Origin of the sequence: Lysinibacillus boronitolerans JCM 21713 = 10a = NBRC 103108 (assembly GCF_000772935.1) — a bacterium.
GTDB classification, from domain to species: domain Bacteria; phylum Bacillota; class Bacilli; order Bacillales_A; family Planococcaceae; genus Lysinibacillus; species Lysinibacillus boronitolerans.
In genome coordinates this window covers 25,978-52,118 of the sequence record NZ_JPVR01000080.1, presented here as the reverse complement: position 1 = coordinate 52,118, position 26,141 = coordinate 25,978, and the positions used below count along the sequence as shown (strand labels likewise).

The window sequence follows — 26,141 nt, the reverse complement described above, 5'->3', positions numbered from 1 at the left end:
AAAAATATCTTCCCATTCCATGTTATTACGACGGTATGTGGAATTATGTCATCGTAGAAGACATTTTTAATTGCTTTGCTATTTCATAAACCGACATTTTTACAAATTCATCCATTTTATGATCTAAGCGCGTTTTCGGATAAATCAATTGAATTTTTCTATTTAGTGTTACATCATGTAGATCTTTCTTCAGCAGTACACCTGATTTTAATTCTTCTTCTATTAAGGAAACAGATAGAAACGCCAAGTTTTTGCCAAAGGTCAGCATCTTTTTAATCGTGCTCACAGAATCCAACTCAATTGTGTAAATAGAAGGCTGAAAAGGGTCCATCCACTTTTCAATGAAGTGATTCGTGGAGCTAGAGGATGTATGCAACAATAGCTTGTACTTAAGAATATCTTCTTTAGTGATGTCTTTTTGTGCTGCTAGCTCGTGTGATGGGCTGAATGCCAATACAAGTGCATCTTCACCGATCGTTTCGTATTGAAGTAAAGGATTTTCCTGCTTAGTCTCCATGATGAGCCCGAAATCTAATTCTTGTAGTGCTACCTTTTTTTCAATTTCGGGTGCTGTTTTTACTTCTAATGAAATGCGAATCTCAGGATAGGTCGTTGAAACTTGATGAATTAAATCTGGCATAAAAATATGGGCAGGTAAGCCACTCGCCCCAAATCGTAATGAACCGATATGGCCAGCTAAAAGATTTTCAATAAAACGATCCATATCCTTTTGAAGTTGAACCATTTGACGAGCGTAATGATACACACCTTCGCCCGCTTCTGTTAAACGGTATCCTCCAGCATTTGTTCGAAATAAACGAATACCGTATTCCTCCTCTATAGAGCGAATATGAAAGGATACGGTGGGGGCTGTAATGCCAAGTGCTTTGGCGACAGGGGCTAATTTTTTTAATTCTACAAGTAAGCAAAATGCCTGTAATTTACTATTGTTCATTTTATCCTCCTAAAGGAAATTAGAAAAAATCTTGTATTTGCTTTAGTTTATTAGATTTTTTTTAACGTGTTATTAATAGTAGATTAATATTTTCTAAATATCTGGAATTTATAGTTGTAAGTAACGAGGAGGACATTTATGAAAATCTCATTAAAAAATATCGAGAAAAAATATGGGCAGTCTCAAGCATTATGGCCGATCGATGTGGAGTTAGATCAGCAATTTATTACGATTCTCGGACAATCAGGCTGTGGCAAAACAACCTTATTAAAGTTGATAGCTGGTCTTGAACAGCCAACAAAAGGAGAAATACGATTTGATGACACCGTCATTTATTCTTCGGCGTCTCGTAAAAATGTCAAACCAAATAAACGTAATATTGCCATGGTTTTTCAAGATTTTGCTCTATGGCCACATATGACCATCTTCCAAAATATTGCCTTTGGTTTAAAGGGCATTATTCCGAAATCAGCTATTCCTGAACGAGTCGAGCATGTGATGCGATTGGTAAAAATGCAAGGCTATGAGAAACGAAAGCCAGGTGAATTATCGGGTGGACAGCAGCAGCGAGTGGCATTAGCTAGAGCTTTAGCGACCAAACCGCAATTAATTTTATTTGATGAGCCTTTATCCGCTCTCGATGCTGTTTTAAGAGAGCAAATGCAAGATGAAATTATGCACCTCATTCATGAGCTTAATTGCCAAGCCATTTTCGTAACACATGATCAAACAGAGGCCATGACAATGTCTGATCAAATTATTGTTATGGAGGCAGGGAGGATTGCTCAAATTGGCTCGCCTGAGGAAATTTATCGTGCACCAGCAACGCCCTATGTGGCAGATTTTATTGGCAAAGTGAATTGGCTTCACAATCGACAATCAATTGTGCGACCTGAAGGGGTTTCGAGGGTATCGCGTCCTGGTACGATTGCCAAACAAGCGCAGATTGTGAAAAGTACATTTGTTGGCGATCGTTATTTAGTACAAGCACAGGTAGATGGACAGTCTTGGAGCTTTTATGAGAAGCAGCCATTAGAGCAAGGAAAAAGATTGCAAGTTTTTATTGATGAAGAACAAATCTATCAATTGGAGGGTTTACATTGAAGAAACGACATTTTAAATTATGGGCAACTGCTGGCATTTTATTGACCTTAGCATTAGCTGGCTGTGGTAATAAAGAGGCAAAAGAGACGAATGAAGCAAGTGCAAAGACACAGGAGGAGAAAGTACTGACAGTGTATTCTGCTGGGCCAGATGGTTTAGCTGCAAATATTCAGCAAGCATTTGAAGAAAAAACAGGGATTAAAGTGGAAATGTTTCAAGGAACTACGGGTAAAATTCTCTCTCGTTTAGAAGCGGAAAAAAATAATCCTGTAGCTGATATTGTTGTACTTGCCTCTGTCGCCTCAATGGATGGATTAAAAGCAACAGATCAATTGCAAAGCTACGAAGCGGCTAAAAACAAGGACAAAATCAACAGTGATTGGTCGGATCAAGATGGATATTTTTATGGCTACAGTGCCTCTGCTTTAGGTATTGCCTATAATACGAAAAATACGACACAGGCGCCTACGGATTGGTCTGATTTAGCAAAAGCTGATTGGCAAAATAAAATAAATATTCCCGATCCAAGTCTGTCAGGATCTGCTGTTGATTTCTTATTTGGCTACACAGCAGCAGAAAAAACAGCTTGGAGCACGATTGATAGTTGGAAGAAAAATGGCTTACAAGTCAATGGTGCGAATAAAGAAGCCTTGGATGCGGTTATTACAGGCGAGAAAAATGCCACGATTGCAGGTGTAGACTATATGGCTTATAAAGCAAAAGCAGACGGTGAGCCAGTGGAAATCATTTATCCGACGAGTGGGACAGTTGTTAGTCCAAGAGCAGTAGGTATTTTAAAGGATGCACAACATGTAGAATCTGCACAAGCCTATGTTGATTTTTTATTGTCAGATGAAGGGCAAAAGCTAGTAGCAGATGCTTACTTATTACCAGGGAATAAAGATATTGCTGTGAAAAATCGTGCAGCATTAGATGAAATTCCACAGTTAACAGTTGATTGGATGGGTGCGGAAGCGAAACAGCTGGAAGTACTAACAAAGTTTACGGATTTATTTCGTTAAATAAAGGGAGGTTAATATACCTCCTTCTAGTTTTCATAGAGAAGGGTTGAAATCGTCATGATAATGGAAGGAAGACGAGCTTTTGGATTTTTACTAACAATTGTCATCATATTTGCTATCGCACCGTTGATGGCCATTTTATTTTATACCTTTATAAAAGAGGGACATGTTGATATTTCACAGTTTAGTCGAATGTTTGCACACGATAGAATATGGAAAACACTTGGGAATTCGATGGTTTTAGGGGTTTTCGTTATTATTGGGACAACAATTATCGCATTACCTATGGCTTTCATTCGCACGAAAACAAGTTTATCTCAATATGAATGGCTCGATATAGTGTTAACAATTCCATTTATGACACCTCCCTATATTGGTTCAATGGGCTGGATTTTGTTTATGCAGCACAATGGTTTTTTACAGCAGCTTATTCCAAGTGCTGCTTGGATGACAGATTCCTTCTTTTCCTTATTTGGCATGGTAGTGATCATGTGCTTACACCTGTTTCCATTTTTGTATTTAATGCTGAAAAATACATTGCTTCGCATAAATGGCTCATTTTTAGATGCAGCGCTGATTTTTGGGCGAAGCTCTTCGCAAAATTGGCTAAAGGTTGTGTTACCCCTTTTATTTTCAAGCTATGTTTTGGGAAGTCTGCTTATTTTTATTAAGACGCTTGCTGAATTTGGAACGCCAGCTACATTCGGCAGTCGAATTGGGTTTCAAGTGTTTACAACCGAAATTCATTCCTATTTATCAAGATGGCCAGTCGATATTCGCATGGCAACCTCGCTATCCTTATTCTTATTGTCTGTTTGCTTAGTCATTTGGTATTTCCAAAATCTCATTGGACGCAAATACACATATGGTGTGCTATCAGGAAAAACACCTGCTAGACGTGAGATCAAAGACAAATGGTATATAAAAACAGCTTCGTGGACTTTTGTAGGGCTTGTCGTATTGCTATCTATCGGCATTCCTTATTTCTCTATTATCGTGACCTCTTTGCAAAAGGTACGGGGAGATGGTTTACAGGCAGGGAATTTCAGTTTGGCTTCTTATCAAGAGGTCTTCACTAGTGGAAGCGCAGGATTGACAGCATTTTTAAATAGCCTCGTTTTCTCTATCATGACGGCCTTGATAACCGCCATAATAGGATTATTCATCGCTCTTTATATTAAAAAAGGTGAAACGAGAAAGCAGCAAATATTAGACTTCTTTAGTTTAATGCCTAATATTATTCCGGGGATTGTCTTTGTTGTAGGTTTAATTATGTTTTGGAATGCTCCTTGGCTTCCCGCAACGATTTATAACACAAAGGCAATGGTAGTAGTCACATACTGTGTATTGTTTTTGCCTTATTCGGTGCAGTATATAAAGTCTTCTTTTTCACAATTAGATGCCTCTATCTTTCAATCAGCCGCTATTTTTGGACGTAGTAACATGGCTGTTTATCGTCGTATCATCCTACCACTTTTGATGCAGGGTATTTTAACGGGAATGATGATGACCTTTATTATTTCAATGCGAGAGCTTGTAGCTGGCCTTTTAATTTTGCCACCATCAGTAGAGACAGGGGCAACCTTTATTTATAGCCAATTTGAGCAAGGTAATGTAGGGGTTGGGATGGCAGTAGCTGTTATAACCGTCCTTATGACAGTTATTTTTATGTTCCTATTAGGTTGGCTGCAAAAACGAGGAGGGCAGGCCAATGCTTAGTGTTGAAATTTTAGGTGGTGTAGGCGAATATGGGCGCAATTGTTTTTATATTGAAAATCAGAGGCAGGCCATTTTATTGGATTGTGGCATTATGAAAGATACACAAAAAACGCCACCAAATATTACATCTAATCATATTGAAAAGCTAGCTGCTGTCTTTATTTCTCATTCGCATATTGATCATGTAGGGGCATTGCCATTACTACAGAACATGGGCTATACGGGACCGATACTAATGAGTCATACAACTGCTCAGCAGCTTCCACTGCCTCTTCCACAAGTCCGAACTTTCTATCCAGATACGGTTGGAAAATGGATAGAGGTCAATGAATATCTTGCCTTTCAATGGGGATATAGTGGGCATTTAATTGGAAGCGTGTGGTACAAAATTCGTTTCTTTGATGAAATGATTTTTTTCTCTGGTGATTATGTAGTCGATTCGTATTTATTAAAGGCGACCTTGCCAGAGGAGGATGGAACGGTTTATGATGTAGCGTTTATTGATAGTGGACATGCGGAAAAATGCATTCGAAATCTTGAGGTGTTACAGCAAATGGCTATGTATGTAAAGGCTCATCCCAATCATTCATTTATATTCCCCTCCTCTTTTTCGGGCAAAACAGTTGATATTATGACGTATCTATCCGAACATACAACTCGAGCCATTCGTGTAGATGCAAAGCTACAATCTTTATTGGCGCATTATGAGGAAGAGCATGAAAATATTTGGCCGAATAAAGTGATGCTTTTAGAACGACTCAAGCAAAAACAGGACAGTGACCATGTATTGTATTTTGTCTCAGAGCAGGATGCGGCTCAAGTGGAGGAGCTTGCAAAGGATTATCCGACGGCAATTTTTGTTCATACAGGTTATTCTCGTCATGCTTACAATCCAGCTAGCTTAAAGCATATCTCTGAGGAATTCTTCTATAAAACACATCCAGACTATTGGGATGTAGTGGCACTGTCGCAGAGTCTTCGTGCACGACAAACGATCTATTTTCACAGTACACATACAAATTTAACAACAACATTTCCGAAGGAGGAATTAAAGCATGACTAAACTAAAAAATTGGGCATTATATATATGTGTCTTGGGCTTGATAGTGATGAGTATGATGAGTGTGAATACAACACAAGCGAAAGCAGCCATTGAGCCAGGCCATGAAATTAAATTCAATATTAAACCTGAGATTTTTAAGGAATCAACTATTGTCCAGGTTTTTCAAGCAACTAAAAAGGATGACGTAAAAGTTTATTTTTATGATACGCTTGACCAATCGTTTCTCCATAATGATTATATACATCGCTTACGTGTATATAAGGGTAGTAATAAAATGGATGTAACCTACAAAAAGCGTTTTTTAAACACACCTTTAAGTGAAGCAATGGCAGAAACTATGAATCATGGTTTTACTGGTTCTGAGTCAAATTATAAGTTTGAGCTAGATATTAAGGGAGATCATCGTACATTTACGATTAGCCGGAAGGAATCCTTGAAGACTTCTGCTGAGGTCTCTTATGATTCAGTAGATACAAATGTTGCTAAAAAACTCATTCTTGAAAATGCGCCAAAGAAAATTGTAAATTGGAACTCCGAAGCATGGTATAAAAATACGTTGTCTCAAGTTGTCGTATATGGGCCTGCTAGTGCTATGACCTATAAAGGAAGCTTTTTAGGACATGAAGCGGATATAGAGGTATGGCAGTACAAAGGAGACATTATGGTTGAACTTTCTACGAAGGTAGATGATGCGGCTCAAGCAGCTACTATAGAAAAGCAATGGTATGAGCAGCTATTATCCACTGGCTATCTAAGTGGGGATCAACGTGGTAAAACGGCATTTGTTATGGATAAATGAATAGGACGGTAATGATTTCGCCTCATATAGAAATGAGGCGAAATTTTTCTTTGGCCACAGAGAGATTAAAAAAGTAGGTCAATGTTTGTTCTAACTTTGATAATTTCGCTTACACTTACTATAGGACAAACTTTGGGTGATATGAGGGGGAAATAACATAGCGAAAAAAATGGGCATTGTTACACTACTACTTTTCGGTGTTTACGTGCTTTGTATGTACTGGTATATATTCCAGAGCGGCGGTGGTAAAATACCGAGTGCCTTACAAGGAACGGCTGCAGATCCAGTGATGTTTATGTCTGGCAAGGAGCTTTTTTTAAGTGGTGAATATTCAAAAATACGGAACTTTTTATTCTTTGTAGCCACCCCTTTAGAATGGCTTATTTACTTCTTTATTTTACTAATGGGTGTTTCCCGGTATTTCGAAAAAGTGACGACCTCCCAAACGAAGTGGAAGCTATTGCAAAATGCAGGCTACTTATTCCTATTATCTTTATTACTCTATATCGTGCTATTCCCGCTTGACTATTATCGCTATCATCTTAGCAAAAGCTATGGTATCAGTACACAAGCATTTGCATCTTGGATGAAGGATGGTGTCATTGATTTTTGGGTGAACTTTGGCACTAGCTTGATTATTGTTACGGTGATTTATTGGCTCATTAAAAAGAGTGAAAAAAGGTGGTGGCTCTATGCTTGGCTTTTAACCATCCCTTTTACAATCTTTGTGATGTTCATTCAGCCAGTTGTCATTGATCCTTTGTATAATGATTTTTATCCATTAAAAAATAAAGAGCTGGAAACAAAGATACTTTCACTTGCTACACAGGCCAATATTCCGGCAGAGCATGTTTATGAGGTTAATATGGCAGAAAAGACAAATGCCTTAAATGCTTATGTGACAGGAATTGGGAGCAATTCGAGAATTGTGCTATGGGATACTACATTAAATAGGCTAACGGACAATGAAATTTTATTTATCATGGCACATGAAATGGGACATTATGTAGAAAAGCATATTTATTTTGGCATTGCAGGCTATTTATTGCTAATACTGATAGGGCTATGGCTCACGGCGAAAATTATGCGTCGCTTGATTTCACGGTATGGGCAGGTTTTAAAAATTAATAAAATCAGTAGCATTCGTTCCTATCCATTATTTTTACTCATTACCTCTATTTTACTATTTGCCTCCAATCCAGTATCCAATTTTATATCAAGGTATCAGGAAACGAGAGCCGACCAATATGCGATTAACCTTATGAATGATCGAGAAGCGGCTGTAACAGCCTTTCAAAAGCTAACGATTTCAGGCTTAAGTGAAGTGAACCCGCCACTCTTAGTGAAGTGGTTCCGTTATACACATCCACCGATGCTAGAGCGAATCTATAAAGTTGCGGATACCGGGGAACATAAACAAAATATGCCTTTAAAGGAAGAACAGAAGAAAAAGTAAGAGGATAGGTTTTTCATGAGGAGAAATTGGGTAGTCTATGACAAAGATGTATCAAAATTTGGTCGTTGATTGATAGGGGATAGCATTATGCGAAATGTGATTATAATTACACTTTCTTCCATTTTAGTGGCCTTTGCCTATAATTATTTATTGATTCCCCATGAAATCTTGAGTGGTGGTTTGAGTGGTATTGCCATCATGCTTGGCATTATTACCCCTTTGAATACAGGCGTGTTAAATTTACTGCTTAACCTGCCTTTACTGATTTTAGGTGTGATGAAGCTCGGCAAGCGATTTATTAGCTACACCATTCTTTCGGTCGCTGTGTTGTCAGTGAGTTTATATATTATTCCAATACACAAAGCGACACAAGAGCCGATCCTCGCGTCCTTATTTGGTGGTGTTATTGTAGGCTTTGCAATGGGCATGATTTTCCGAGCAGCTGGCTCTTCAGGGGGCTTTGATATTATTGCTATGCTACTTAGTCGCAAACGCGATTTTCCACTCGGTACGTTAATTGCCGCTATGAATGGAATTGTAGTGGCTGCTTCTGGCTTTGTCTTTAGCTGGGATGCAGCATTGTTAACCCTTGTGTCCATTTATGCAACTGGAAAAGTAGTGGATACAATTCATACAAGCCATATTAAATTAACGCTAATGATTATTACGAGTAAAGGGGAAGAGGTCAAACAGCAGCTATTAGAAAAGCTACATCGTGGGGTAACAATTATCGATGCAAAGGGAGCGTATTCAGGCGAGGGTCGGAAAGTATTAATTACAGTGATTACGCGTTACCAGCTAGCTGATGTGAAAAGCACGATTAAGGAGACTGATCCAAAGTCGTTTGTGAATATTTTACAGACGACGGAAGTAATCGGGATGTTTGATCGTGGTACAACTAAATAATGCTATTCTCTACACACGTTTTAGATTATACTTACCATAATCGAACGTGTGTTTTTATTTTGAGGAGGGGATCGTAAAGATGGAAAAAGAAATAATTCATGCTTACTGTATACAGCTTCATGGAACAACGTATGACTATCAAGAGGAGTGGCAAGCAGATCGCTATCATATCGGTGGAAAAATGTATGCCATGCTTGGAGGAAACAGAACGGGTAAGCCTGTGCTTACATTGAAATGTGAGCCTTCTCGAGCGGAGGAATTACGAGAAGCCTATGCAAGCATTATACCTGGTTACTATATGAATAAAACCCATTGGAATTCCATTTATATGGATGCTGAGGATGTCCCGATGGAGTTGGTAGAGCATCTTATCCAACATTCCTATGAGCTTGTTTTCAATAAATTAACGAAGAAAGCACAGCAGGAAATTCAAATTCAATTGATTGGCAATGCATCAAACAAGTAATGAATAGCGCATTTACCTTTTTGGCATATGCGCTATTCTATTATGACTAATTATAACCGCGCTCACCATAAGGATTTAGCGTGTCGAGCCATTTTTGCTCTAGCTTTTCAAGCTCTTTTTTGGCATCGAAATAACCCTCTTCCTTCTTCTTTAAATACTCAACGATTTCCACCTCAAAGGCTTCTTGACCATATAAATTGTAATCTGCCTGAAGCTCCTTGTTCGTATGTGTATTGGTTTTTAGCATAAATTGAAAGCCGTTTAAACGCTTTAAATTATTAAAGCTCCCCACAAATACTTTGTCTGTTTGTGTATTGGTCATTGTAAAAACGCCAGCTTCAATTTTCATCTCTTTATACATTTCTTTTAACTCTTTTTTATGATCCATTTTAATAACCTGCTTTCTTAATTTTTTACCCAATAGGCACTACCATCTGCTTTGCGGTCCAGAAAACCGTATTCAATTAAGTAACGACGTATATGAACATAGTCTTCATACATCGGCTTGATCACTTCATTTAATTCTTTTTCAGTATAATGCTTTTCCTTGTCAAAAAGATTTGCGATAGCACGCAGTACTACAATTTTCTGCTTTTCACGCTTTGGAAAGCGTACCAGTTCCTTTCCAACGCCATTTGGAAATAATTTTGCTAATAATTGCTGTTCTTCCGTGAGGGTTACGTTATAGCGATCGTCGACCATAGTAGCTGTTTTATGAATAGGCACAAATGGTTCCTCCTTCTGATCTTGTTCTTTTAGTAACTCCATCATCACCATCAATGTTTTGGCTTGGCGTTCCTTTTCTTTTAAAGCAAAACGGTGGTGGCGAATCGTTGTGGCACTGCCAATCTCTAATTCTTCTTTTATCTCCTGATCTGATTTTCCCTCGTAAAATAAGCGTAAAATATGGCTTTGATGTTCTGTTAAGCCTGTCATTTTTTTATTGAGACCGTTTAAATAATGAAAAACAGATTGGTGAGACAATATGATATGGTGCTGCATCATTTTTTCTGCTTCATATAATAAGCCCTCTTGAGGATAAATAATGCCTTTTTCTACTTTTTCTCCGCATAGTAGACAGGTGAAGTGTGTCGATTGATCAATATATCCCTTTTTAAGATCATCGATAGGAGCTTGCCAAAATAATTCATTTACATCCATTGCAACCTCTCCTTATTAAAACAAACGAATTTTATTTTTGTTTGCTATTTTATATTTAAAATAACAAAATGTTTGTTTGAATGCAATAAAAAACACATCGTCTTCTAAACGATGTGTATAATTGTTACCTAATATTTAATTATATTTTCTTTTAAATAGAATCATAGATGCTAGAGAAAGAACTACGATTGTACAGGCAATCACAATTAGACTTGTTGTGGAGCTAAGTATATGTCCATTTAGTTCATAAACAATGCCATAATTCATTTTATAATCTTCCACATAAGAAACGGGCACACCATCAAAAACATTTGCAATAGAGCTCTCCATAAAAGCATTGCGTAATAATAGTGTTGTATGGCTAATTGGAAAGTACATGATTACATGTTGAGCAAAGCTTGGTAGAGCCCCAAGAGGTACATAAACACCACATAAAAATCCAAGTAATGTACCAACAATTGTGCCGAGTGTTGAGAAAGCATTTTGGGTCGACACAAATAACGAAAGAAATAAATTAAAAACACTTGCAAGCAAGACAGATAAAAACAGTATGCTCAATACCTGAATAAAATCCCCAAAACTTAGAAGCTTACCTCCTGTTGTGACAATAAAGATTTCACAGCCAATGAGCGCGATAAAGGAAAAAATACAGCCGATAATAAATGCATTGAGTACATAGCTCAACTGAATGGTTGCACGAGAAAGAGGAGCTGTTAAAAAGTCGGCTTGTACCTTGGATTCTTGGTCTTTAACAGCGATACCATAGGCACCAAGTGTAGTCGAAACAGCAATCATGGATAGTAAGCCTGCTACAAGCCACTCATTGACCATGGTGATCAATTCAGGAGTAGCTTCTGTTAGTTGTTCAATGGCATCTACCTGCATTTTTTGGAGAAAGACAGCGTACAGCACAATGACAATAATGACAGACAGTAGGGAGAAGAACACCTGTGTTTTATCCCGTCTAAATATTTTGTTATTACGCAGAACTAAACTAATTAATGCCTCCACTACGCAACCTCCTCCTCTGCCATAATATGAAGAAAGACATCATCCATTGATCCTTTAATGACTTCGAAGGAGGCGATAAGTGGTTCAGCCTCTTTTAAAAGGGGAAGCGCTTGTAAGGTAGATGTTAAACGGATGGTGTATATCCCTTGATTCTCTGTGTAGGAGATCGCATTTTCCTCAAGAAACTTCACACCCTCCTGTGCATTTTGAAAAACGAGAGCCATTGAATCATAGGCATATTTTGTTTTTAGTGCATCGGGCGTTCCCTGTGCGACAATTTTACCTTGCTTTAAGACCGTGACTTGGTGAGCGACTGCCGCTTCCTCCATATAATGGGTCGTTAAAAAAACAGTCATATTAGTTTCCAGTTGAAGCTGCTTGATTGCCTGCCAAACAAATTGACGTGTTTGTGGATCTAAACCCGTTGTAGGTTCATCCAGAAATAAAATACTTGGACGATGAATCAGTGCACGAGCAATATCTGCTCGCCTTTTTTGTCCCCCTGATAATGTTCCATATTTTTTCTTTTCAATATCCTCTAAATGCAAATAGGTGGAAACAAATTGATAGTTATCGGTAAGCTGTGCTTTCGATAAACCATATGTTTTCCCTCGATGGAGGATATTTTCACGTACAGTTAATCGCTCATCTAATAGACTTTGCTGGAAAACGACACCAATAGATTTACGGATATCCGCGTTATCATTGCTTGCGTCGAGTGTGAAACCATTAATAGTTACTTGACCACTCGATTTTTTTAGTAAAGTACATAGTATTTCAATCGTTGTAGATTTACCTGCACCGTTTTCACCTAAAAAAGCGAAGAGGGTGCCTTGTTCGACTGTAAAAGAAATACCTTTGACAGCTTGCTGTTCTCCATACTGTTTACATAAATTTTCAACTTTTATCGCAAACGTCATAAGTGGTTAATCCCTTCTCTTTTGAATTTCTTTATTGATTTTTTCAATATCCCTTAATTGAAATACGTAAAGAATACACCAAACAATAGCATAAATAATAACTTCACTTATAAGCACATAGGACACTCCTGAATGTTCAAACCAATTACCAAAATAGCCTGCGGTTAGCACGCATGCTGTTACAGCCATGAAATGTAAAAGAAGCTGAACTGTAAAAGGCAGTGGCTCAATATCAAAAATGAAGGATAGCAAACCAATAGCAATTCCAAGAATGGCTGCGATCACAATTTGCTCCAATAACTCTGTTCCTGACATAACCCCATTGTTTGATAGTACACTTAACGTCACTAAGACATAAGAAGAGCTGAGAGAAATGAGTAGACCGATAATCATCATGCGTAAATACTTCATGCTATGAATCCCTCCCAATACCTAAGTGTCTCTTTAATTCTTTTAAATATTTTCGGCTGACATGAATGGCTACGTCATTTTCAAGTAATAGTTGTGTAGTGCCAATTTTGCCCATTTGAATAGAGGATATTTTATGGATATTGACGAGTGTAGACTTACTCACGCGCACAAAATCTTTGGCTAGCTGAGCCTCTAGCTCATATAATTTTCGCTTTGACTCAAACTCTTGCTCATCTGTCTGCAAAAATACTTTAGCATCCTCTGCGTAAATGGAATAAATATCGGAAATTTTTAATAGATGAATTTCCTGTTGATCATACCCATCTAGCATCGTCGTTTGGGCTGCTTGAAGCTGTTTCATCAATCTTTCAATTTGCTCATTATACTCCTTGGCATGAATATGAACCTCTGTTTCTTCGAGCTCATGATTGATGGTTAAATGAATTTTCATAGGAGGCCTCCTTTAAAAACGCTGAATCAGGTATTACTAATGTAGCATAGATGTTTTTAACAAGGATAAATTGTTCGATAAGAGGTTTTATTTGATGGATAACAGGTTCATTTTAAGCGATAGCATACAGCTCAAAGTCAGTCCACTAGAAAATGCGGATTATAAAGGTCATAATAGGTTTATCGAGTTGAAGGGGTTGCTACCATGTTTGTTTTTGATAAGCATATGTTCATCACATTATGCATTGGATTAATAGGTGCTGTAGTTTTTCAATTTTTACATATACCGATGCCTTGGCTGTTAGGAGCGATTACAGCGGTGCTCACCGTGCAGCTATCCACCAACGTCCAATTAAAATGGCATCATTCTTTCCGCAATTTTGGTTTAGTCGTAGCGGGTTATTCTATCGGCTATGCCTTTACACCAGAAGCAGTACAGGACATCAAGCTTTTTTTAGGAAGCATGGTCGTGTTAAATATCATATTTATTTTGTTATTTTTTGCAGTAAGTTTCCTTGTTGCCAAGCGTACAGATTTGGATTTTGCGACTGCCTTAACATGCTGTGTTCCTGGGGGCATGTCGCAGGTTGTGGCATTTGCGGAAGAGCAACAAGAGATGGATATGGTGGTCATCACATTCTTTCAAATCCTCCGCGTCCTTTTAATCGTTGGCTTTGTTCCTTTAATGGTGGCAGGAGCGGGTGGCAATAGTTCTATGATTGATGGAACATACACATGGAACCTTGTTGGTATACTTGTGGTATGTGGTGGCGCAGGGTGGCTAGCACAAAAGCTAAAAATTCCAACAGGCTATATGCTAGGCCCCGTGTTTTTACTAATGGGCGTTAATATGGCAGGGATAGAAGTACCAAAATTACCATTATCACTTCTGCATATTGCTCAACTCATGCTAGGAATTTATATCGGATTATTATTGAAAAAAGAGGATTTACATTTATCGAAGAAGCATATCTTTTATGCGTTTGTTTCAGCGGGCATTTTTATAGGGGCAGCCTATGGTTTAACATTTGTGATGGCAGCGTTGTACAGCCTTGATTTTAGGACAAGCTTTTTAAGTATTGTTCCTGGTGGTCTTGATCAAATGGGGATTATTGCCGCTTCAGTCCATGCAAATGTCACGATTGTCACGGCCTTTCAGCTTTTTCGTGTCCTAGTTGTCTCGATTTTCCTGGTGCCTGTGGTAAAAATATTTGTGAAAAAAGTGAAAACATGAGGGGCTATGAATCAACCTCTCATGTTTTTCTTTGTGCGAATTTCAAATAGAACTTTGGAATAATGATAAATGAACGTTAAATTTTCCCTTTCCAAATAATTCGAATAATGCTATGATAGTCATAACTATTATGAACGGAGGTGAAAAGGAATGAATAAAAACGCTACGAAAACATGTGTAAAAGTGGATACGGCTATGTATTTTGCACGTGTGATTACTTTCGATTTTGCGAACAACGGGATAGGTCTGTCCATTTTTAAGCAAAATCAAATAACAAACGTAGCGAATTAACCATTCTTTTTCACACATTTAATTGAGAAGAGGACTGCTTGTTAATGAGCAGTCTTTTTTGTGTTGTAAAGATGTTTTCGCACGTTTCATTGGAGGAAAAAACGATGCAAATGAAAGCTGAACAAATCCAAAAAATTATGGGTGGGAATATATTATTCGAGAACTTACAGCTTGAGGTAAATAGTGGCGAACACGTGGCGATTGTTGGTGTAAATGGCAGTGGTAAAACGACTTTATTACAACTGCTTGCAGGGGTAGAGATACCAGACAAGGGACGAATTATTAAAAGTAAAGAAGCGACGATTGGCTATTTACATCAAATTCCACATTATCCACTACATGCTGTGAAAGAAGTGCTGGAGGAAGCATTTGCGGATATTTATGCAATAAAGGCAAAAATGACGGTACTTGAGCAAGAGATGCAGTCGACGGTCACGGATAAAATATTACTGCAATATGGGCAATTGCAGGAGCAATTTATGCTATTAGGGGGCTATGAAGTAGATGCGCAGCTGGCAATGATTGCAAATGGACTGGGTATTTCAGATATGCTAGAGCAGCCATTTAGTAGTTTAAGTGGTGGGGAAAAAACAAAGGTTATGCTTGGACAAATTTTATTGAAAAAGCCCACTATTTTGTTATTGGATGAACCAACGAACCATCTGGATATGCAAGCCATTGAGTGGCTTGAACATTATGTGCGAAACTTTGAGGGGATTGTCATTGTCGTATCCCATGATCGTCAATTCATGAATCAAGTAGCCCAGAAGATTATAGAAATCGAGGATGGGGAGGCTTTTACGTATAACGGCCATTATGATGCTTATATAGCACAAAAAGAAGCAAAAATTGAGCAACAGTTTGCAAATTATGAAGAGCAGCAAAAGAAAATTAAAAAGATGCAAGAAACAATTAAACGATTAAAGCAGTGGGCAAATGAGGCGAATCCACCAAACGCATCGATGCATCGACGTGCTAAGAGTATGGAAAAAGCATTAGCACGTATCGAGCGAGTAAAGAAGCCTCTCGCTAAAAAGAAAATGAATTTAGCGTTAACGATGGCTGAACGCAGTGGTAAAGAGGTTGTGCTCTTGCAAGCCATTGATCATGGCTTTGATAAGCCTTTATTGAAGGACAGCAATCTAGCTGTTTATTTTGGCGAAAGATTAGCAATTGTTGGGAGCAATGGTAGTGGAAAATCAACATTATTAAAAATGATGTTAGGGGAAATCATTCCTAATCAGGGAGTGTGTCAGATTGGAAGCAATGTGAAATTTGGCTACCTTTCCCAGCAATTTGAACATCAAAATCCTGCTATACGATTAATTGATGCCTTCCGTGAAAGTGTCGCCGTATCAGAGGCGGAAGCTCGCCATATACTCGCACGATTTTTGTTCTATGGCTATGATGTCTTTAAAAAAGTGAAGGACCTAAGTGGTGGAGAAAAAATGCGTCTTCGTTTAGCACAATTAATGCATGAGGATATCAATGTTTTAATTTTAGATGAGCCAACGAACCATTTAGATATTGAAGCAAGAGAAGTATTGGAAGAGACACTAGAATCCTTTGAAGGCACGATTATTGGGGTGTCGCATGACCGCTATTTCTTACAGAAAATTTTTACGAAAACGGCGTGGATTGAAAACCAGGCTATTCAGGTTTTTGAGGGAGATTACGAGTGGGCTAGAGGAAAACGACAGGAACTTGCAATGAAAATGATTGAAAAACAACCAGTCAATAAAACGCAGCCACCTAAAAAAGAATTACCGATTGAACAACAAATTGAAAAATTAGAGACAAAACTACAACAACCATCGCTTGCTAAAGAACAACGGCAGAAGCTTGAACTGCAATTAGAACATTTATATGAAAGATGGTTAGAAGGGGGTACAGAGCATGTTTAATTTAGAACGCATTATGCAACTTGATATAGAGTATGTGAAGAGTTTCAGTGAAGTGGAGGTTTGTAAGGAGGGGGTCTTATTTTACAATCAGGCTATCCCAACCTATTACGATGCAAATCATGCACAGATTTGGAGAAAGATTGCACAACCTGATTTATTTTTACAAGGCATCAAAGATTTCTACCAATCAAAGTCTCTGATTCCGCGGATTTATTTATATAATCTGGAAGAAAACCAGCTATGTATAGAGGCATTAGAGACGCACGGCTTTCAATATGAGCATTTTGTCAACGAAATTCAGTACTGGGACGGTGAATATGCGATACTTCCACCTAATCCTGCCATTCAAATTGAGCGTGTAACGGATGCAAATAGGGAGGAAGCATTAGCAGTAGAAATGAGCATTGCTGCATTTGGGGATCCTTCATTAATAAAAAAGGCCTTTGAGCAAACCTATCATTCGCCACTTTTTACGTATTATCTATTAAGACTAGATGGGGTGGCGTGCTGCTCAGCATCTATTTTTGTGTCAGGAAATCAAGGAAGGATTGAAAGTGTTGCAACAACTGAAAGCTATCGTGGTCGTGGTTTAATCGGCTATATGCTGCAACATATCCAACAGCAATCGGTCGAGCTGGGATTGGACGATCTTTGGATATTACCGATTAGTGAACAGGTTGCCAAAGTCTATGAGAAGGCGAATTTTAAATCGGTGGGCTCCATTGCATCGATTCATGCGTTTACTGAAGGAAAAAGCATTCAAGACATCCGCCAACAGGCTTAAATAGCTACACATAAAGCTCGCCAAATTCCTGTAGTGCTTACAAGGAATTTGGCGATTTTTTAGATCTGTACTTGCCAATATTGATACAAGTTGCTTTGATGAAGGGATGCTTTAAAATATAATCAGCAAAAATTATTTTCCTGCTCCTGTAGCACGATAGCTGCTCATTACGACATCAAATTCCTCAGGCCTCAGTTAACAGCATTGTTTTTAATCCATTGTCATCTATTGTTTTGATATGAATTTGCGAGATGCAACCATACATGGGTTTTTGGAGCAGGTGGATAGGTGTTAAAGGATAAGTAGGAATAAATGAAAACTAGTAAAATCGTGAATAGTATCGACTATTCACGATTTTTGTTTTATTGTTAAAAAGAAGGATTTTCAATTATTAAAAGTTTTTTACTTGAAAAAATGACGTATTCGATTTATTGTCTTTAGAGATACTTGTTTAATGGACTTGGAGGATATGAAATGCACGGAATTTATATACGCTATAATGTCTCAGATGAAACCCAAGCAGCACAATGGCCCAAAAAAATGGATGCATTTGCGTATGTTCAACGAGGAAAACCACAACAAGACAATGATAACTTGCTGTCAAAAGAGGAGCTAAAAAGCCATGCAATTCGCTATATTAAAAGCTTGAAAGACAATGCAAGTGTCCATTTAGTAGAGCAGCGCAACGGTGAAATTGAACATTTTGATCGACGCTATATGGAATCATTAAAGTTAAAGGAAAGCATCGATTCACAACTTATTAATCTAGAAGAAATACGCTTATTATTGCAATTAATGAATGTCTTGAATTTATCCCATGCTTTTGGAGAAAATGCTGGAAAGCTCTTACGTCAAATAACGCCGTATGCCAAAGAGGTAGAGCATCCAACATTCCAAACAACACGCGTCGAGCGCCATTTTTATTCGGAACTTATAGAACAAATAGAAATGGTTTACGCACGAATTATGCGTCAGCACAACCCATCTACTACGGAAATGCAACAATCAGAAAAGCTATGGACAACAGTCTGTGAGCAAGCAATAGAAAAAGTAGAAGCACGAATCGAACGTTTATCTTCTATTAAGTTAAAGCATGAGAAAAATTTACTAGAGTTTAGTCACTTAAAACAGCAAAATATCGAAGCGAAGGAACGCTTAGATCTAGCTGTCCATGAACTGGATGCCATTTTAAATGTATTAGAATCATAAGAAAAGCATGTCTCTGTCAAAATCGGAGACATGCTTTTTATGTTGTTGTCGGATAGAAGGACAAAAGTGACGGATAGTGCTGTGAATGTAGCGGTTAGCAATGCGAAAGTGGTGGATAGCTTCGTAAGATTGACGGATAGCTATGCTTTACTTCGCTTTCCCCTCTGTTTGATCTCGCTTAGTTTGGCGTGAAAGGCGGATTAAATCCAATCCAAGCAGCACAACAATAATATAGAATAGAGGACTTGTGAACGATAAGCCAATTTGTGACTGACCGCCAAGTAATGTTAAAACAATCCATAATCCAACTGTATACAATGTTAATCCGATATAAGCCTTTTTTGATAATCTTTTATATCTACCCTTGTCGAAGGCTAGCTGAATGATGACAAGCCCAACTAATATAAGCAATATTATTTTTTTAGTCAGCATCGCAGCAATAGCTGTTTCAGGGAAGAAATCATTAACGAATAATAATGTGAAAAATAATAGAATAACAAAATTTAAGAATGTCGAAAGCTTCATGCCATTTCTCCTTAGTTGTCAGAATACTTTTCTATTGTAACATGGTTCTAATGAAAGCAAAAAATAATACTTTAAAGAAGAGTTTGAAAAATTTTGAAACTTTTCCTGAGGTACATCCGTATAGTAGGTAATATGATGAAAAGGGGTGAGCAACTTGACGCTATTTGGCTATTCACTCGAGCAGATCTTTTTGGTGGTTTTGATTTTCGCCGGCCTTGCCACAGTATTGGTTATGTTTTTTGGTGATGCAGTCGAAGGTATTGGGGAAGGACTGCCCATTTTTAATCCGAGTGTCATTCTATCTTTCATTACGTTGATGTCAGCAGCAGGTTTTATCTTAGAAAAACTAGCCTGGTTCTCTAGCGTTTGGAACATCATTGCTGCATGTATCATCGGCGCTATTTTAAGTTCCATCTTTTATTTATTTGTCCTCGTTCCGCTACGTTCAGCTGATGTTTCATTAGCTTACACAGAGGAATCGCTGGGCGGCCAATTAGGAAGAGTTATTGTGCCAATTCCAGTAGATGGTTTTGGCGAGGTTGTTATCGAAACGACAAGTGGTATGATTTCAAAACGAGCAACGGGCTATGATAATGAAGCCATTGACTATGATGAAACCGTACTTGTTGTGGATGTGAAGGACGGAACACTTTTTGTTAGAACGTACGAGAAAAAATTTGTTTAAAGGAGAGATATGTCTATGTCAACCGATATTTTAATTGTTTTAGGAATTGTAGCATTTGTTTTAATTGCCCTAGTTGGCTTATATGTGACAAAGTATCGTACGGCGGGTCCTGATGAAGCACTGATTGTGACAGGTAGCTATCTCGGCTCTAAAAATGTACATAAGGATGAGTCGGGAAATCGTATTAAAATCATTCGTGGGGGCGGTACATTTGTCTTCCCTATTTTCCAACAAGCACAGCCGTTAAGCTTACTTTCTAGTAAACTAGAAGTGACAACGCCTGAGGTGTATACAGAGCAAGGTGTTCCTGTTATGGCAGATGGTACAGCTATTATTAAAATTGGCGGTTCCATTTCAGAAATTGCGACAGCAGCAGAGCAGTTTTTAGGAAAGCAAAAGGCGGAGCGCGAAGGGGAAGCACGTGAGGTGCTAGAAGGTCATTTACGTTCGATTTTAGGATCCATGACGGTTGAAGAAATCTATAAAAATCGTGATAAATTCTCCCAGGAAGTTCAACGTGTTGCTTCACAAGATTTAGCGAAGATGGGTCTTGTCATTGTATCCTTTACGATTAAGGATGTACGAGATAAAAATGGCTATTTAGATTCACTGGGGAAACCGAGAATCGCACAGGTAAAACGCGATGCTGATATTGCGACAGCAGATGCAGAAAAAGAAACACGTATTAAACGTGCAGAAGCGTCTAAGGAAGCACAAAAGGCAGAACTAGAGCGTGCGACGGAAATTGCTGAAGCAGAAAAAGAAAATCAATTAAAAGTAGCTGAGTTCCGACGTGAGCAGGATATTGCGAAAGCCCGTGCTGACCAAGCGTATGAGCTTGAAACTGCTCGTGCAAAGCAGGAAGTAACAGAGCAAGAAATGCAAATTCGCATTATCGAGCGTCAAAAGCAAATTGAATTAGAAGAAAAAGAGATTTTACGTAGAGAAAAGCAATATGATTCTGAGGTTAAAAAGAAAGCAGATGCAGACCGCTATGCAGTGGAGCAAAATGCCGCAGCTGAAAAGATGCGCGAGCTTGCACAGGCTGATGCGGAGAAATATCGTATTGAATCATTGGCAAAAGCAGAAGCAGAGAAAATTCGTTTGGATGGTCTTGCCAAAGCAGATGCAGAGCGGGCACAAGGGGAGACAGAGGCTGATATCATTCGTCTTCGCGGTCTGGCTGAAGCTGAAGCTAAACGTAAGATTGCCGAAGCCTTTGAATACTATGGTCAAGCAGCTGTACTAGATATGGTTGTACGCATGATGCCAGAGTATGCAAAAGAGCTTGCAAGTCCACTTGGCAATATCGATAAGATTACTGTGGTCGATACTGGTGGTGGAGAAGGCAGTGGTGCTAATAAAGTGACATCTTATGCTACCAATTTAATGTCTACACTACAAGAGACATTGAAAGAGACTTCAGGTATAGATGTGAAGGAATTAATTGAAAGCTATGCTGGGAAGCACACATTGCGTCCAGAATTAGAGCAGATTGCTTTAGGACTTGAAAAAAAGCAAGCACCTGAAGAAACGAAAGAAGCGGTAGAGCAATCCTAACAAAAAGCGACCTGATGAGATATTTCATCAGGTCGCTTTTGTTATTGTTGTTGCTGCCATTCACTGACAAGCATGCCATAAATCACGTGATTTACATAATGATCGTAGAGCCATTCTGCAGCTCGAATGGTTCCTTCTTGCATGAATCCAAGACGTTCTGGGATTGCGCGACTTTTGTGATTGGCTTCCGCAACACGAATTTCAACTTTATGAAGCTTCAATGTTTCAAAGGCATATTGCAATAAAGCTTTTACCGTTTTCGTCATGATGCCATGTCCTTGTGCTCCTTCGCTCAACCAATAGCCAATAGTGCCGATTTTATTGCTCGGGTTAATCGCGTTAAAGCCTGCAATGCCAACAATTTCATTTTTAAAGAGAATGACTAGGGAGAGGCTACTGTTCGCTTCATGCCCCTTCATACAGCCCTCAATATAGGCTTTTGTATCTGCGAGCTCTTTCGTATTATCTAGCCATGGTAGCCATTCTTTCAGGTATTCCCTTGAGGCATCCGTTAATGCAAAAACCTTTTCTGCATCCTCAAGTGCGATCATCCGTAAAGCTAAATCTTGGTTAATGGTAATTTGCATGTTGTTCACCTCATTATTATTTTAACGCATCATGCATAAAGCCTTTCATTTCTCGGCTAAGTAGGGTTAATTCTTCTATAATTTCGCTGAAATCTTGGACGAGCTGTGCTTGCTCATTTGTGGCATCATTGATTTGTCCCATATTTTGTTTTAAATTATCTAGATTTCTATTGATATTCCGTAAGGATGACTCTATATTTTCCGTTGCGCTAGATGTCTCGAAGGACAATTTTCGAACTTCCTGTGCCACAATATTAAAGCCTGCACCATGCTGTCCAGCACGTGCAGCCTCGATGGATGCATTTAAACCTAGTAAATTAGTTTGGCGAGAAATACTTTTAATTAAATCAGTCACGGCATTTGTTTTTTCAGAATCCTCTAGGGCATGCTGTGCTTGCTTATTAATTTCCTCACTAGTGGCCGCTAACTCCTCGGAATGGGAAGCAATTGTATGTACTTTATCCTGTAGACTGTTGACGATCTTATCCATCGTAGCCATATAATCTTCAAGTTTGAGCTCATTATCTATTGGTAAGCCAAAAGCTAATGCACCAACTACTTGACCATTTTCACGAATGGGGAATGAAAAAGCATTGATTGCTACGCCGTAAACATCCTCTGGAATCACCACATCTGCATTTTGGCCATTAAAGGCGATGAAAACATTCTGGTCATTGGCATTAACTTTTTGTCCATCGTGATAACCGGAATCCACACGTTTACCTGCTAAATATTTAACGACTGTCTCACTTTCCTTTTCGACAACAGCTACAATGGCTTCTTGCTTTAATGCTAGATGAATATAAGGTGTTGCAAGGGCTAATGCTTCAATAATTTTCATAAAAATTCCTCCAAGTCTAGTCAATGAAAATGGTTGTGTCATCTGTCATCATTGTGACAATGGTTCTAGATGATTACTTTTACTGTAGCACAATATTTGCCAAGTCAAAATAGCTATTTATTTTTTATTAAAAGACGTTTATACAAATTTGACATGCTTTTATTTGTCAATTATTTTTTGTGATTCATAGGTGAAAATAATAGCTTTTTTGTCTAATTTTTGACGAGGAGACGTGTGTTTTGCGAAATATTGTATTAGAATAATAGTAGCATGGGGAAGAAGTTAAGGAGAGAGTTTCATGGACTATATACAAAAGGGAACGAGTGCGTTTCATAAAGCGAATTGGGCCTTATTTTTAGCAGGCTTTATTACGTTTGCTAACCTATATGTAACGCAGCCATTACTACCAACATTTTCAGAAGCATTTCACGTCTCACCAGCTGTAGCAAGTTTATCTCTTTCAGTAACTACCTTTGCATTAGCGGTGAGTTTAATAATTGTCAGTTCGTTATCAGAAGCATGGGGAAGAAAATCATTGATGACGATTTCTATTTTTGCAGCTTCTGTCCTGACACTAGCTCTTGCATTTTCACCTAACTTTGAAACAATTTTAGTTTTACGTGTTGTACAAGGCATCGTTTTTGCAGGTTTACCAGCAATCGCTATGGCTTATTTGGGAGAAGAGATGGAACCAGCAAGCTTAGGGGTTGCCATGGGCTTATATATTAGCGGTAATTCAGTTGGGGGACTTAGTGGACGAGTTATTATTGGTACCTTAACGGACCATTATAACTGGCATACAGGTATGATAGTACTAGGAGGAATCAGCCTGCTAGTTAGTTTATTGTTTGTCTGGATGTTACCAAGCTCCAAACATTTCAGCGCGCGACCTTTACAATTAAAAGCATTGACCAAAACCCTACTGCAACATTTAAGAGATCCTTCTATGCTGTGTCTTTATGGGATGGGGTTTCTTTTAATGGGAAGCTTTGTCACGCTTTATAATTATATTGGCTTTAAATTAATGGCTCCTCCCTATAATTTAAGTGCCACAATTGTAGGATGGATATTTGTCATTTATTTAGTTGGGACATTTAGCTCAGCATGGTTTGGCAGTTTAGCCGATCGTTTTGGTCGCCAACGAATGCTTTTACTGGCCATTGCTATTATGTTAGCAGGAGCTATAGTAACGCTCAACGGGCTCCTTACTTTAAAGATTATAGGGATAACAGTTTTTACCTTTGGCTTTTTTGCAGCTCATTCAATCGCAAGTGGCTGGGTGAGCAAACGAGCATCCCACGATAAAGCACAAGCATCTTCTCTCTATTTATTTTTCTATTATTTTGGTTCAAGTGTTGGAGGAACAGTAGGTGGCCTTTTTTGGATGAAATATGGGTGGATGGGTGTTATAGCGATGATTGCGCTGTTTTTATTCATTGCTTGTGTCCTATCATTTTTATTAAAAAGATTTATTGTTAGACAACGTATCACAACATGATATGAGGTGTCATTTTGCAGGAATTACTTTTCTATTTTTTCATTATTCTAGCAGCTTCTATTTTACAAACAAGTACAGGATTTGGTTTTTCTGTTATGGCAACGCCTTTTTTACTGTTGCTATTTACTCCACAAGAGGCGATGCAAATAAATATAATTCTGTCCCTTGCTATTTCGTTCTCTCTCGTATGGAAGGTGAGACATGATATTGATGTAGCTTTGCTTAAAAAGGTGATGATCGGTAGTGTTGTGGGTGCTCCATTTGGTAGTCTACTCTTTGCCTTAGTCGATGTGACGACATTTAAGCTGCTCATCGCTATCCTTCTTATAGGGCTTACGATTCTGTTGATTAAAAATCTCTCTATTCAACAAACAGGGAGTAGAGATTATGGCGTTGGTTTTATATCAGGTATGTTCACAACCAGTATTGGGATGGCTGGACCACCACTGTTACTCTATTTTGCGAGCACACATAGAGATAAAGAAACCATTAGAGCTGTTTCACTAGCCTATTATATTTTTATCTATCTTATTAGCCTACTTTCTCAAGTTATTTTTGAGGGTACAAGTAAAATGGTTTGGGTATATAGTATGTACGCCTTGCCCATTGTTTTCTTAGGGCTTATTTTTGGACAAATGCTATTTACTCGATTAAATCAAAAGTTGTTTAGAACATTAATTTATATTCTACTAGTAGCAGCAGGCTTAATTTTGTTGATCCAAAGTTTATGGACAATGCTATAAACAACAAAAAGAAGTATGGGGGATGATACATCCTCCATACTTCTTATTTGTTAACCCATAATATTGTAGCCAGCGTCGATGTAGATTGTTTCACCAGTGACACCACGGGATAGGTGAGATAGCATGACAATCGTCATATCTGCTACTTCGTCTTGTTGAACATTCCGTTTTAAAGGAGCTGTTTCTTCGATTTTGTGTAAAATTGTGTTAAAGGAAGGGACACCTTTTGCAGCTAGTGTACGAATAGCGCCAGCTGAAATAGCATTGACGCGAATATTATCTTGGCCGATATCAGCAGCAAGATAGCGCATAGAAGCCTCTAAAGCAGCTTTTGCTACGCCCATCACATTGTAGCCATCAAGTACTCGTTCTGCACCTAAGTAACTCATCGTAACGATAGAGCCACCCTCTGTCATGTATGGATGAGCTGCTTTTGCCGTCGAAATAAGTGAATAGGCGCTTGTATCTTGTGCAAATGCATAGCCTTCTCGAGTTGTTTCAAGGAAGCGGTTGTGTAAATCTTCTGCATGTGCAAAAGCCACTGAATGGACAATTCCATGAATAACGCCAACCTTTGAGCCGATTTCATCAAAAGCTGCTTTTGTGCTGTCATCACTATTCACATCACATTGAACAACAAGAGAATCAGATTGTCCGATATTTTCTAATTGTTTTTGTAATTTTTTTAATGAGCGTTCTTGACGATACGTGAAGATGACATTTGCCCCGACGTCAAATAAACGTTTTGCAATGCCCCAAGCAATACTGCGATCATTTGCTACGCCCATGACAACAATGTTCTTATCTTTTAATTGTAATAAATTATCCATCATTATG

Annotated in this window: 28 protein-coding genes; 17 read left to right on the top strand and 11 right to left on the bottom strand. The window is 38.4% G+C overall.

The window, feature by feature from the left end; all coding sequences use genetic code 11:
• Window positions 1–43: 43 nt before the first annotated feature.
• A complete protein-coding gene (locus CD31_RS18685; protein WP_036079945.1) occupies window positions 44–955 on the bottom strand; it encodes a LysR family transcriptional regulator in 912 nt (303 codons plus the stop codon).
• Between the two features lie 138 nt (window positions 956–1,093).
• Between CD31_RS18685 and CD31_RS18680 the strand changes: the two genes are divergently transcribed.
• From CD31_RS18680 to CD31_RS18645, 8 genes are all read left to right on the top strand, one after another.
• Window positions 1,094–2,059 (top strand): ABC transporter ATP-binding protein, encoded by a 966-nt coding sequence (locus tag CD31_RS18680; protein ID WP_036079942.1) that lies wholly within the window; start codon window positions 1,094–1,096, stop codon window positions 2,057–2,059.
• Window positions 2,056–3,081: an ABC transporter substrate-binding protein gene (locus CD31_RS18675; RefSeq protein ID WP_016994692.1), complete on the top strand. Its 1,026-nt coding sequence runs from the start codon at window positions 2,056–2,058 to the stop codon at window positions 3,079–3,081. The genes CD31_RS18680 and CD31_RS18675 overlap by 4 nt, the downstream gene beginning before the upstream one ends.
• 57 nt (window positions 3,082–3,138) lie before the next feature.
• Window positions 3,139–4,800 (top strand): ABC transporter permease, encoded by a 1,662-nt coding sequence (locus CD31_RS18670; RefSeq protein ID WP_036079939.1) that lies wholly within the window; start codon window positions 3,139–3,141, stop codon window positions 4,798–4,800.
• Window positions 4,793–5,863, top strand: a complete 1,071-nt coding sequence (locus CD31_RS18665) for an MBL fold metallo-hydrolase (protein ID WP_036079936.1) — start codon at window positions 4,793–4,795, stop codon at window positions 5,861–5,863. The genes CD31_RS18670 and CD31_RS18665 overlap by 8 nt, the downstream gene beginning before the upstream one ends.
• Entirely contained in the window at window positions 5,856–6,662 is an 807-nt protein-coding gene (locus CD31_RS18660) for a hypothetical protein (protein WP_036079933.1), read from the top strand. Before CD31_RS18665 ends, CD31_RS18660 begins: the two co-directional genes overlap by 8 nt.
• Before the next feature lie 157 nt (window positions 6,663–6,819).
• A complete protein-coding gene (locus CD31_RS18655; protein WP_036079930.1) occupies window positions 6,820–8,118 on the top strand; it encodes a M48 family metallopeptidase in 1,299 nt (432 codons plus the stop codon).
• A gap of 87 nt (window positions 8,119–8,205) precedes the next feature.
• Entirely contained in the window at window positions 8,206–9,024 is an 819-nt protein-coding gene (locus CD31_RS18650) for a YitT family protein (RefSeq protein ID WP_016995490.1), read from the top strand.
• Between the two features lie 79 nt (window positions 9,025–9,103).
• On the top strand, window positions 9,104–9,490 hold the full coding sequence (locus CD31_RS18645) for an MmcQ/YjbR family DNA-binding protein (protein WP_036079927.1): 387 nt from the start codon (window positions 9,104–9,106) through the stop codon (window positions 9,488–9,490).
• Between the two features lie 46 nt (window positions 9,491–9,536).
• On the opposite strand, the gene CD31_RS18640 is transcribed toward CD31_RS18645, so the two are convergent.
• The 6 genes from CD31_RS18640 to CD31_RS18615 form a co-directional block, all read right to left on the bottom strand.
• The gene (locus CD31_RS18640; RefSeq protein WP_036080537.1) at window positions 9,537–9,878 is read right to left on the bottom strand and encodes a GIY-YIG nuclease family protein; all 342 of its coding nucleotides are present in this window, start codon (window positions 9,876–9,878) and stop codon (window positions 9,537–9,539) included.
• A gap of 17 nt (window positions 9,879–9,895) precedes the next feature.
• A complete protein-coding gene (locus CD31_RS18635; RefSeq protein ID WP_036079924.1) occupies window positions 9,896–10,651 on the bottom strand; it encodes a DUF2087 domain-containing protein in 756 nt (251 codons plus the stop codon).
• Window positions 10,652–10,786: 135 nt separating this feature from the next.
• The gene (locus tag CD31_RS18630) at window positions 10,787–11,662 is read right to left on the bottom strand and encodes an ABC transporter permease (protein ID WP_036079921.1); all 876 of its coding nucleotides are present in this window, start codon (window positions 11,660–11,662) and stop codon (window positions 10,787–10,789) included.
• Window positions 11,662–12,582: an ABC transporter ATP-binding protein gene (locus CD31_RS18625; RefSeq protein WP_036079918.1), complete on the bottom strand. Its 921-nt coding sequence runs from the start codon at window positions 12,580–12,582 to the stop codon at window positions 11,662–11,664. The genes CD31_RS18630 and CD31_RS18625 overlap by 1 nt, the downstream gene beginning before the upstream one ends.
• Before the next feature lie 6 nt (window positions 12,583–12,588).
• Window positions 12,589–12,993, bottom strand: a complete 405-nt coding sequence (locus CD31_RS18620) for a DUF3021 domain-containing protein (protein ID WP_016995495.1) — start codon at window positions 12,991–12,993, stop codon at window positions 12,589–12,591.
• A gap of 1 nt (window position 12,994) precedes the next feature.
• Complete coding sequence (locus CD31_RS18615) at window positions 12,995–13,444, bottom strand: LytTR family DNA-binding domain-containing protein (protein WP_016995496.1); 450 nt, start codon at window positions 13,442–13,444, stop codon at window positions 12,995–12,997.
• A 204-nt stretch (window positions 13,445–13,648) separates the two neighbouring features.
• Here CD31_RS18615 and CD31_RS18610 point away from each other — a divergent pair, with 204 nt between their 5' ends.
• The 5 genes from CD31_RS18610 (at window position 13,649) to CD31_RS18595 (ending at window position 18,865) form a co-directional block, all read left to right on the top strand.
• Window positions 13,649–14,677, top strand: a complete 1,029-nt coding sequence (locus tag CD31_RS18610) for an AbrB family transcriptional regulator (protein WP_036079916.1) — start codon at window positions 13,649–13,651, stop codon at window positions 14,675–14,677.
• Window positions 14,678–14,827: 150 nt separating this feature from the next.
• Window positions 14,828–14,968, top strand: coding sequence for an RAxF-45 family protein (locus tag CD31_RS23610; RefSeq protein ID WP_004232534.1), 141 nt, complete (start codon window positions 14,828–14,830; stop codon window positions 14,966–14,968).
• Window positions 14,969–15,072: 104 nt separating this feature from the next.
• Complete coding sequence (abc-f, locus tag CD31_RS18605) at window positions 15,073–16,872, top strand: ribosomal protection-like ABC-F family protein (RefSeq protein ID WP_036079913.1); 1,800 nt, start codon at window positions 15,073–15,075, stop codon at window positions 16,870–16,872.
• Complete coding sequence (locus CD31_RS18600; RefSeq protein WP_036079910.1) at window positions 16,865–17,656, top strand: GNAT family N-acetyltransferase; 792 nt, start codon at window positions 16,865–16,867, stop codon at window positions 17,654–17,656. The genes abc-f and CD31_RS18600 overlap by 8 nt, the downstream gene beginning before the upstream one ends.
• Before the next feature lie 474 nt (window positions 17,657–18,130).
• Window positions 18,131–18,865 (top strand): hypothetical protein, encoded by a 735-nt coding sequence (locus tag CD31_RS18595; RefSeq protein WP_016995241.1) that lies wholly within the window; start codon window positions 18,131–18,133, stop codon window positions 18,863–18,865.
• A gap of 147 nt (window positions 18,866–19,012) precedes the next feature.
• On the opposite strand, the gene CD31_RS18590 is transcribed toward CD31_RS18595, so the two are convergent.
• Window positions 19,013–19,390, bottom strand: a complete 378-nt coding sequence (locus CD31_RS18590) for a hypothetical protein (RefSeq protein WP_036079907.1) — start codon at window positions 19,388–19,390, stop codon at window positions 19,013–19,015.
• Between the two features lie 154 nt (window positions 19,391–19,544).
• Here CD31_RS18590 and CD31_RS18585 point away from each other — a divergent pair, with 154 nt between their 5' ends.
• Complete coding sequence (locus CD31_RS18585; RefSeq protein WP_004232545.1) at window positions 19,545–20,075, top strand: NfeD family membrane protein; 531 nt, start codon at window positions 19,545–19,547, stop codon at window positions 20,073–20,075.
• A gap of 15 nt (window positions 20,076–20,090) precedes the next feature.
• Window positions 20,091–21,635 (top strand): flotillin lipid rafts scaffold protein FloT, encoded by a 1,545-nt coding sequence (locus CD31_RS18580; protein ID WP_036079904.1) that lies wholly within the window; start codon window positions 20,091–20,093, stop codon window positions 21,633–21,635.
• A gap of 41 nt (window positions 21,636–21,676) precedes the next feature.
• Here CD31_RS18580 and CD31_RS18575 read toward each other — a convergent pair whose 3' ends face one another.
• Together CD31_RS18575 and CD31_RS18570 are read right to left on the bottom strand one after the other, a co-directional pair.
• Window positions 21,677–22,222 carry a GNAT family N-acetyltransferase gene (locus CD31_RS18575; protein WP_036079901.1) on the bottom strand — a complete coding sequence of 182 codons (546 nt, stop codon included), beginning with the start codon at window positions 22,220–22,222 and terminating at the stop codon, window positions 21,677–21,679.
• A 16-nt stretch (window positions 22,223–22,238) separates the two neighbouring features.
• Window positions 22,239–23,063: a methyl-accepting chemotaxis protein gene (locus CD31_RS18570; RefSeq protein ID WP_036079898.1), complete on the bottom strand. Its 825-nt coding sequence runs from the start codon at window positions 23,061–23,063 to the stop codon at window positions 22,239–22,241.
• Window positions 23,064–23,361: 298 nt separating this feature from the next.
• Between CD31_RS18570 and CD31_RS18565 the strand changes: the two genes are divergently transcribed.
• Complete coding sequence (locus tag CD31_RS18565; RefSeq protein WP_036079894.1) at window positions 23,362–24,561, top strand: MFS transporter; 1,200 nt, start codon at window positions 23,362–23,364, stop codon at window positions 24,559–24,561.
• Window positions 24,562–24,575: 14 nt separating this feature from the next.
• Window positions 24,576–25,304 carry a sulfite exporter TauE/SafE family protein gene (locus CD31_RS18560; RefSeq protein ID WP_036079891.1) on the top strand — a complete coding sequence of 243 codons (729 nt, stop codon included), beginning with the start codon at window positions 24,576–24,578 and terminating at the stop codon, window positions 25,302–25,304.
• Window positions 25,305–25,354: 50 nt separating this feature from the next.
• Here CD31_RS18560 and CD31_RS18555 read toward each other — a convergent pair whose 3' ends face one another.
• Window positions 25,355–26,137, bottom strand: a complete 783-nt coding sequence (locus CD31_RS18555; protein ID WP_016993332.1) for an enoyl-ACP reductase FabI — start codon at window positions 26,135–26,137, stop codon at window positions 25,355–25,357.
• Window positions 26,138–26,141 lie beyond the last annotated feature (4 nt).

What these genes read in the sequence shown, in the direction of transcription:
- CD31_RS18590 (WP_036079907.1), bottom strand. Translation starts at nt 19,390, where the DNA reads ATGAAGCTTTCGACATTCTTAAATTTTGTTATTCTATTATTTTTCACA.
- CD31_RS18635 (WP_036079924.1), bottom strand. Translation starts at nt 10,651, where the DNA reads ATGGATGTAAATGAATTATTTTGGCAAGCTCCTATCGATGATCTTAAA.
- abc-f (WP_036079913.1), top strand. Translation starts at nt 15,073, where the DNA reads ATGCAAATGAAAGCTGAACAAATCCAAAAAATTATGGGTGGGAATATA.
- CD31_RS18645 (WP_036079927.1), top strand. Translation starts at nt 9,104, where the DNA reads ATGGAAAAAGAAATAATTCATGCTTACTGTATACAGCTTCATGGAACA.
- CD31_RS18625 (WP_036079918.1), bottom strand. Translation starts at nt 12,582, where the DNA reads ATGACGTTTGCGATAAAAGTTGAAAATTTATGTAAACAGTATGGAGAA.
- CD31_RS18650 (WP_016995490.1), top strand. Translation starts at nt 8,206, where the DNA reads ATGCGAAATGTGATTATAATTACACTTTCTTCCATTTTAGTGGCCTTT.
- CD31_RS18615 (WP_016995496.1), bottom strand. Translation starts at nt 13,444, where the DNA reads ATGAAAATTCATTTAACCATCAATCATGAGCTCGAAGAAACAGAGGTT.
- CD31_RS18570 (WP_036079898.1), bottom strand. Translation starts at nt 23,063, where the DNA reads ATGAAAATTATTGAAGCATTAGCCCTTGCAACACCTTATATTCATCTA.
- CD31_RS18580 (WP_036079904.1), top strand. Translation starts at nt 20,091, where the DNA reads ATGTCAACCGATATTTTAATTGTTTTAGGAATTGTAGCATTTGTTTTA.
- CD31_RS18565 (WP_036079894.1), top strand. Translation starts at nt 23,362, where the DNA reads ATGGACTATATACAAAAGGGAACGAGTGCGTTTCATAAAGCGAATTGG.
- CD31_RS18575 (WP_036079901.1), bottom strand. Translation starts at nt 22,222, where the DNA reads ATGCAAATTACCATTAACCAAGATTTAGCTTTACGGATGATCGCACTT.
- CD31_RS18685 (WP_036079945.1), bottom strand. Translation starts at nt 955, where the DNA reads ATGAACAATAGTAAATTACAGGCATTTTGCTTACTTGTAGAATTAAAA.
- CD31_RS18610 (WP_036079916.1), top strand. Translation starts at nt 13,649, where the DNA reads ATGTTTGTTTTTGATAAGCATATGTTCATCACATTATGCATTGGATTA.
- CD31_RS18660 (WP_036079933.1), top strand. Translation starts at nt 5,856, where the DNA reads ATGACTAAACTAAAAAATTGGGCATTATATATATGTGTCTTGGGCTTG.
- CD31_RS18620 (WP_016995495.1), bottom strand. Translation starts at nt 12,993, where the DNA reads ATGAAGTATTTACGCATGATGATTATCGGTCTACTCATTTCTCTCAGC.
- CD31_RS23610 (WP_004232534.1), top strand. Translation starts at nt 14,828, where the DNA reads ATGAATAAAAACGCTACGAAAACATGTGTAAAAGTGGATACGGCTATG.
- CD31_RS18600 (WP_036079910.1), top strand. Translation starts at nt 16,865, where the DNA reads ATGTTTAATTTAGAACGCATTATGCAACTTGATATAGAGTATGTGAAG.
- CD31_RS18595 (WP_016995241.1), top strand. Translation starts at nt 18,131, where the DNA reads ATGCACGGAATTTATATACGCTATAATGTCTCAGATGAAACCCAAGCA.
- CD31_RS18670 (WP_036079939.1), top strand. Translation starts at nt 3,139, where the DNA reads ATGATAATGGAAGGAAGACGAGCTTTTGGATTTTTACTAACAATTGTC.
- CD31_RS18680 (WP_036079942.1), top strand. Translation starts at nt 1,094, where the DNA reads ATGAAAATCTCATTAAAAAATATCGAGAAAAAATATGGGCAGTCTCAA.
- CD31_RS18555 (WP_016993332.1), bottom strand. Translation starts at nt 26,137, where the DNA reads ATGATGGATAATTTATTACAATTAAAAGATAAGAACATTGTTGTCATG.
- CD31_RS18640 (WP_036080537.1), bottom strand. Translation starts at nt 9,878, where the DNA reads ATGGATCATAAAAAAGAGTTAAAAGAAATGTATAAAGAGATGAAAATT.
- CD31_RS18665 (WP_036079936.1), top strand. Translation starts at nt 4,793, where the DNA reads ATGCTTAGTGTTGAAATTTTAGGTGGTGTAGGCGAATATGGGCGCAAT.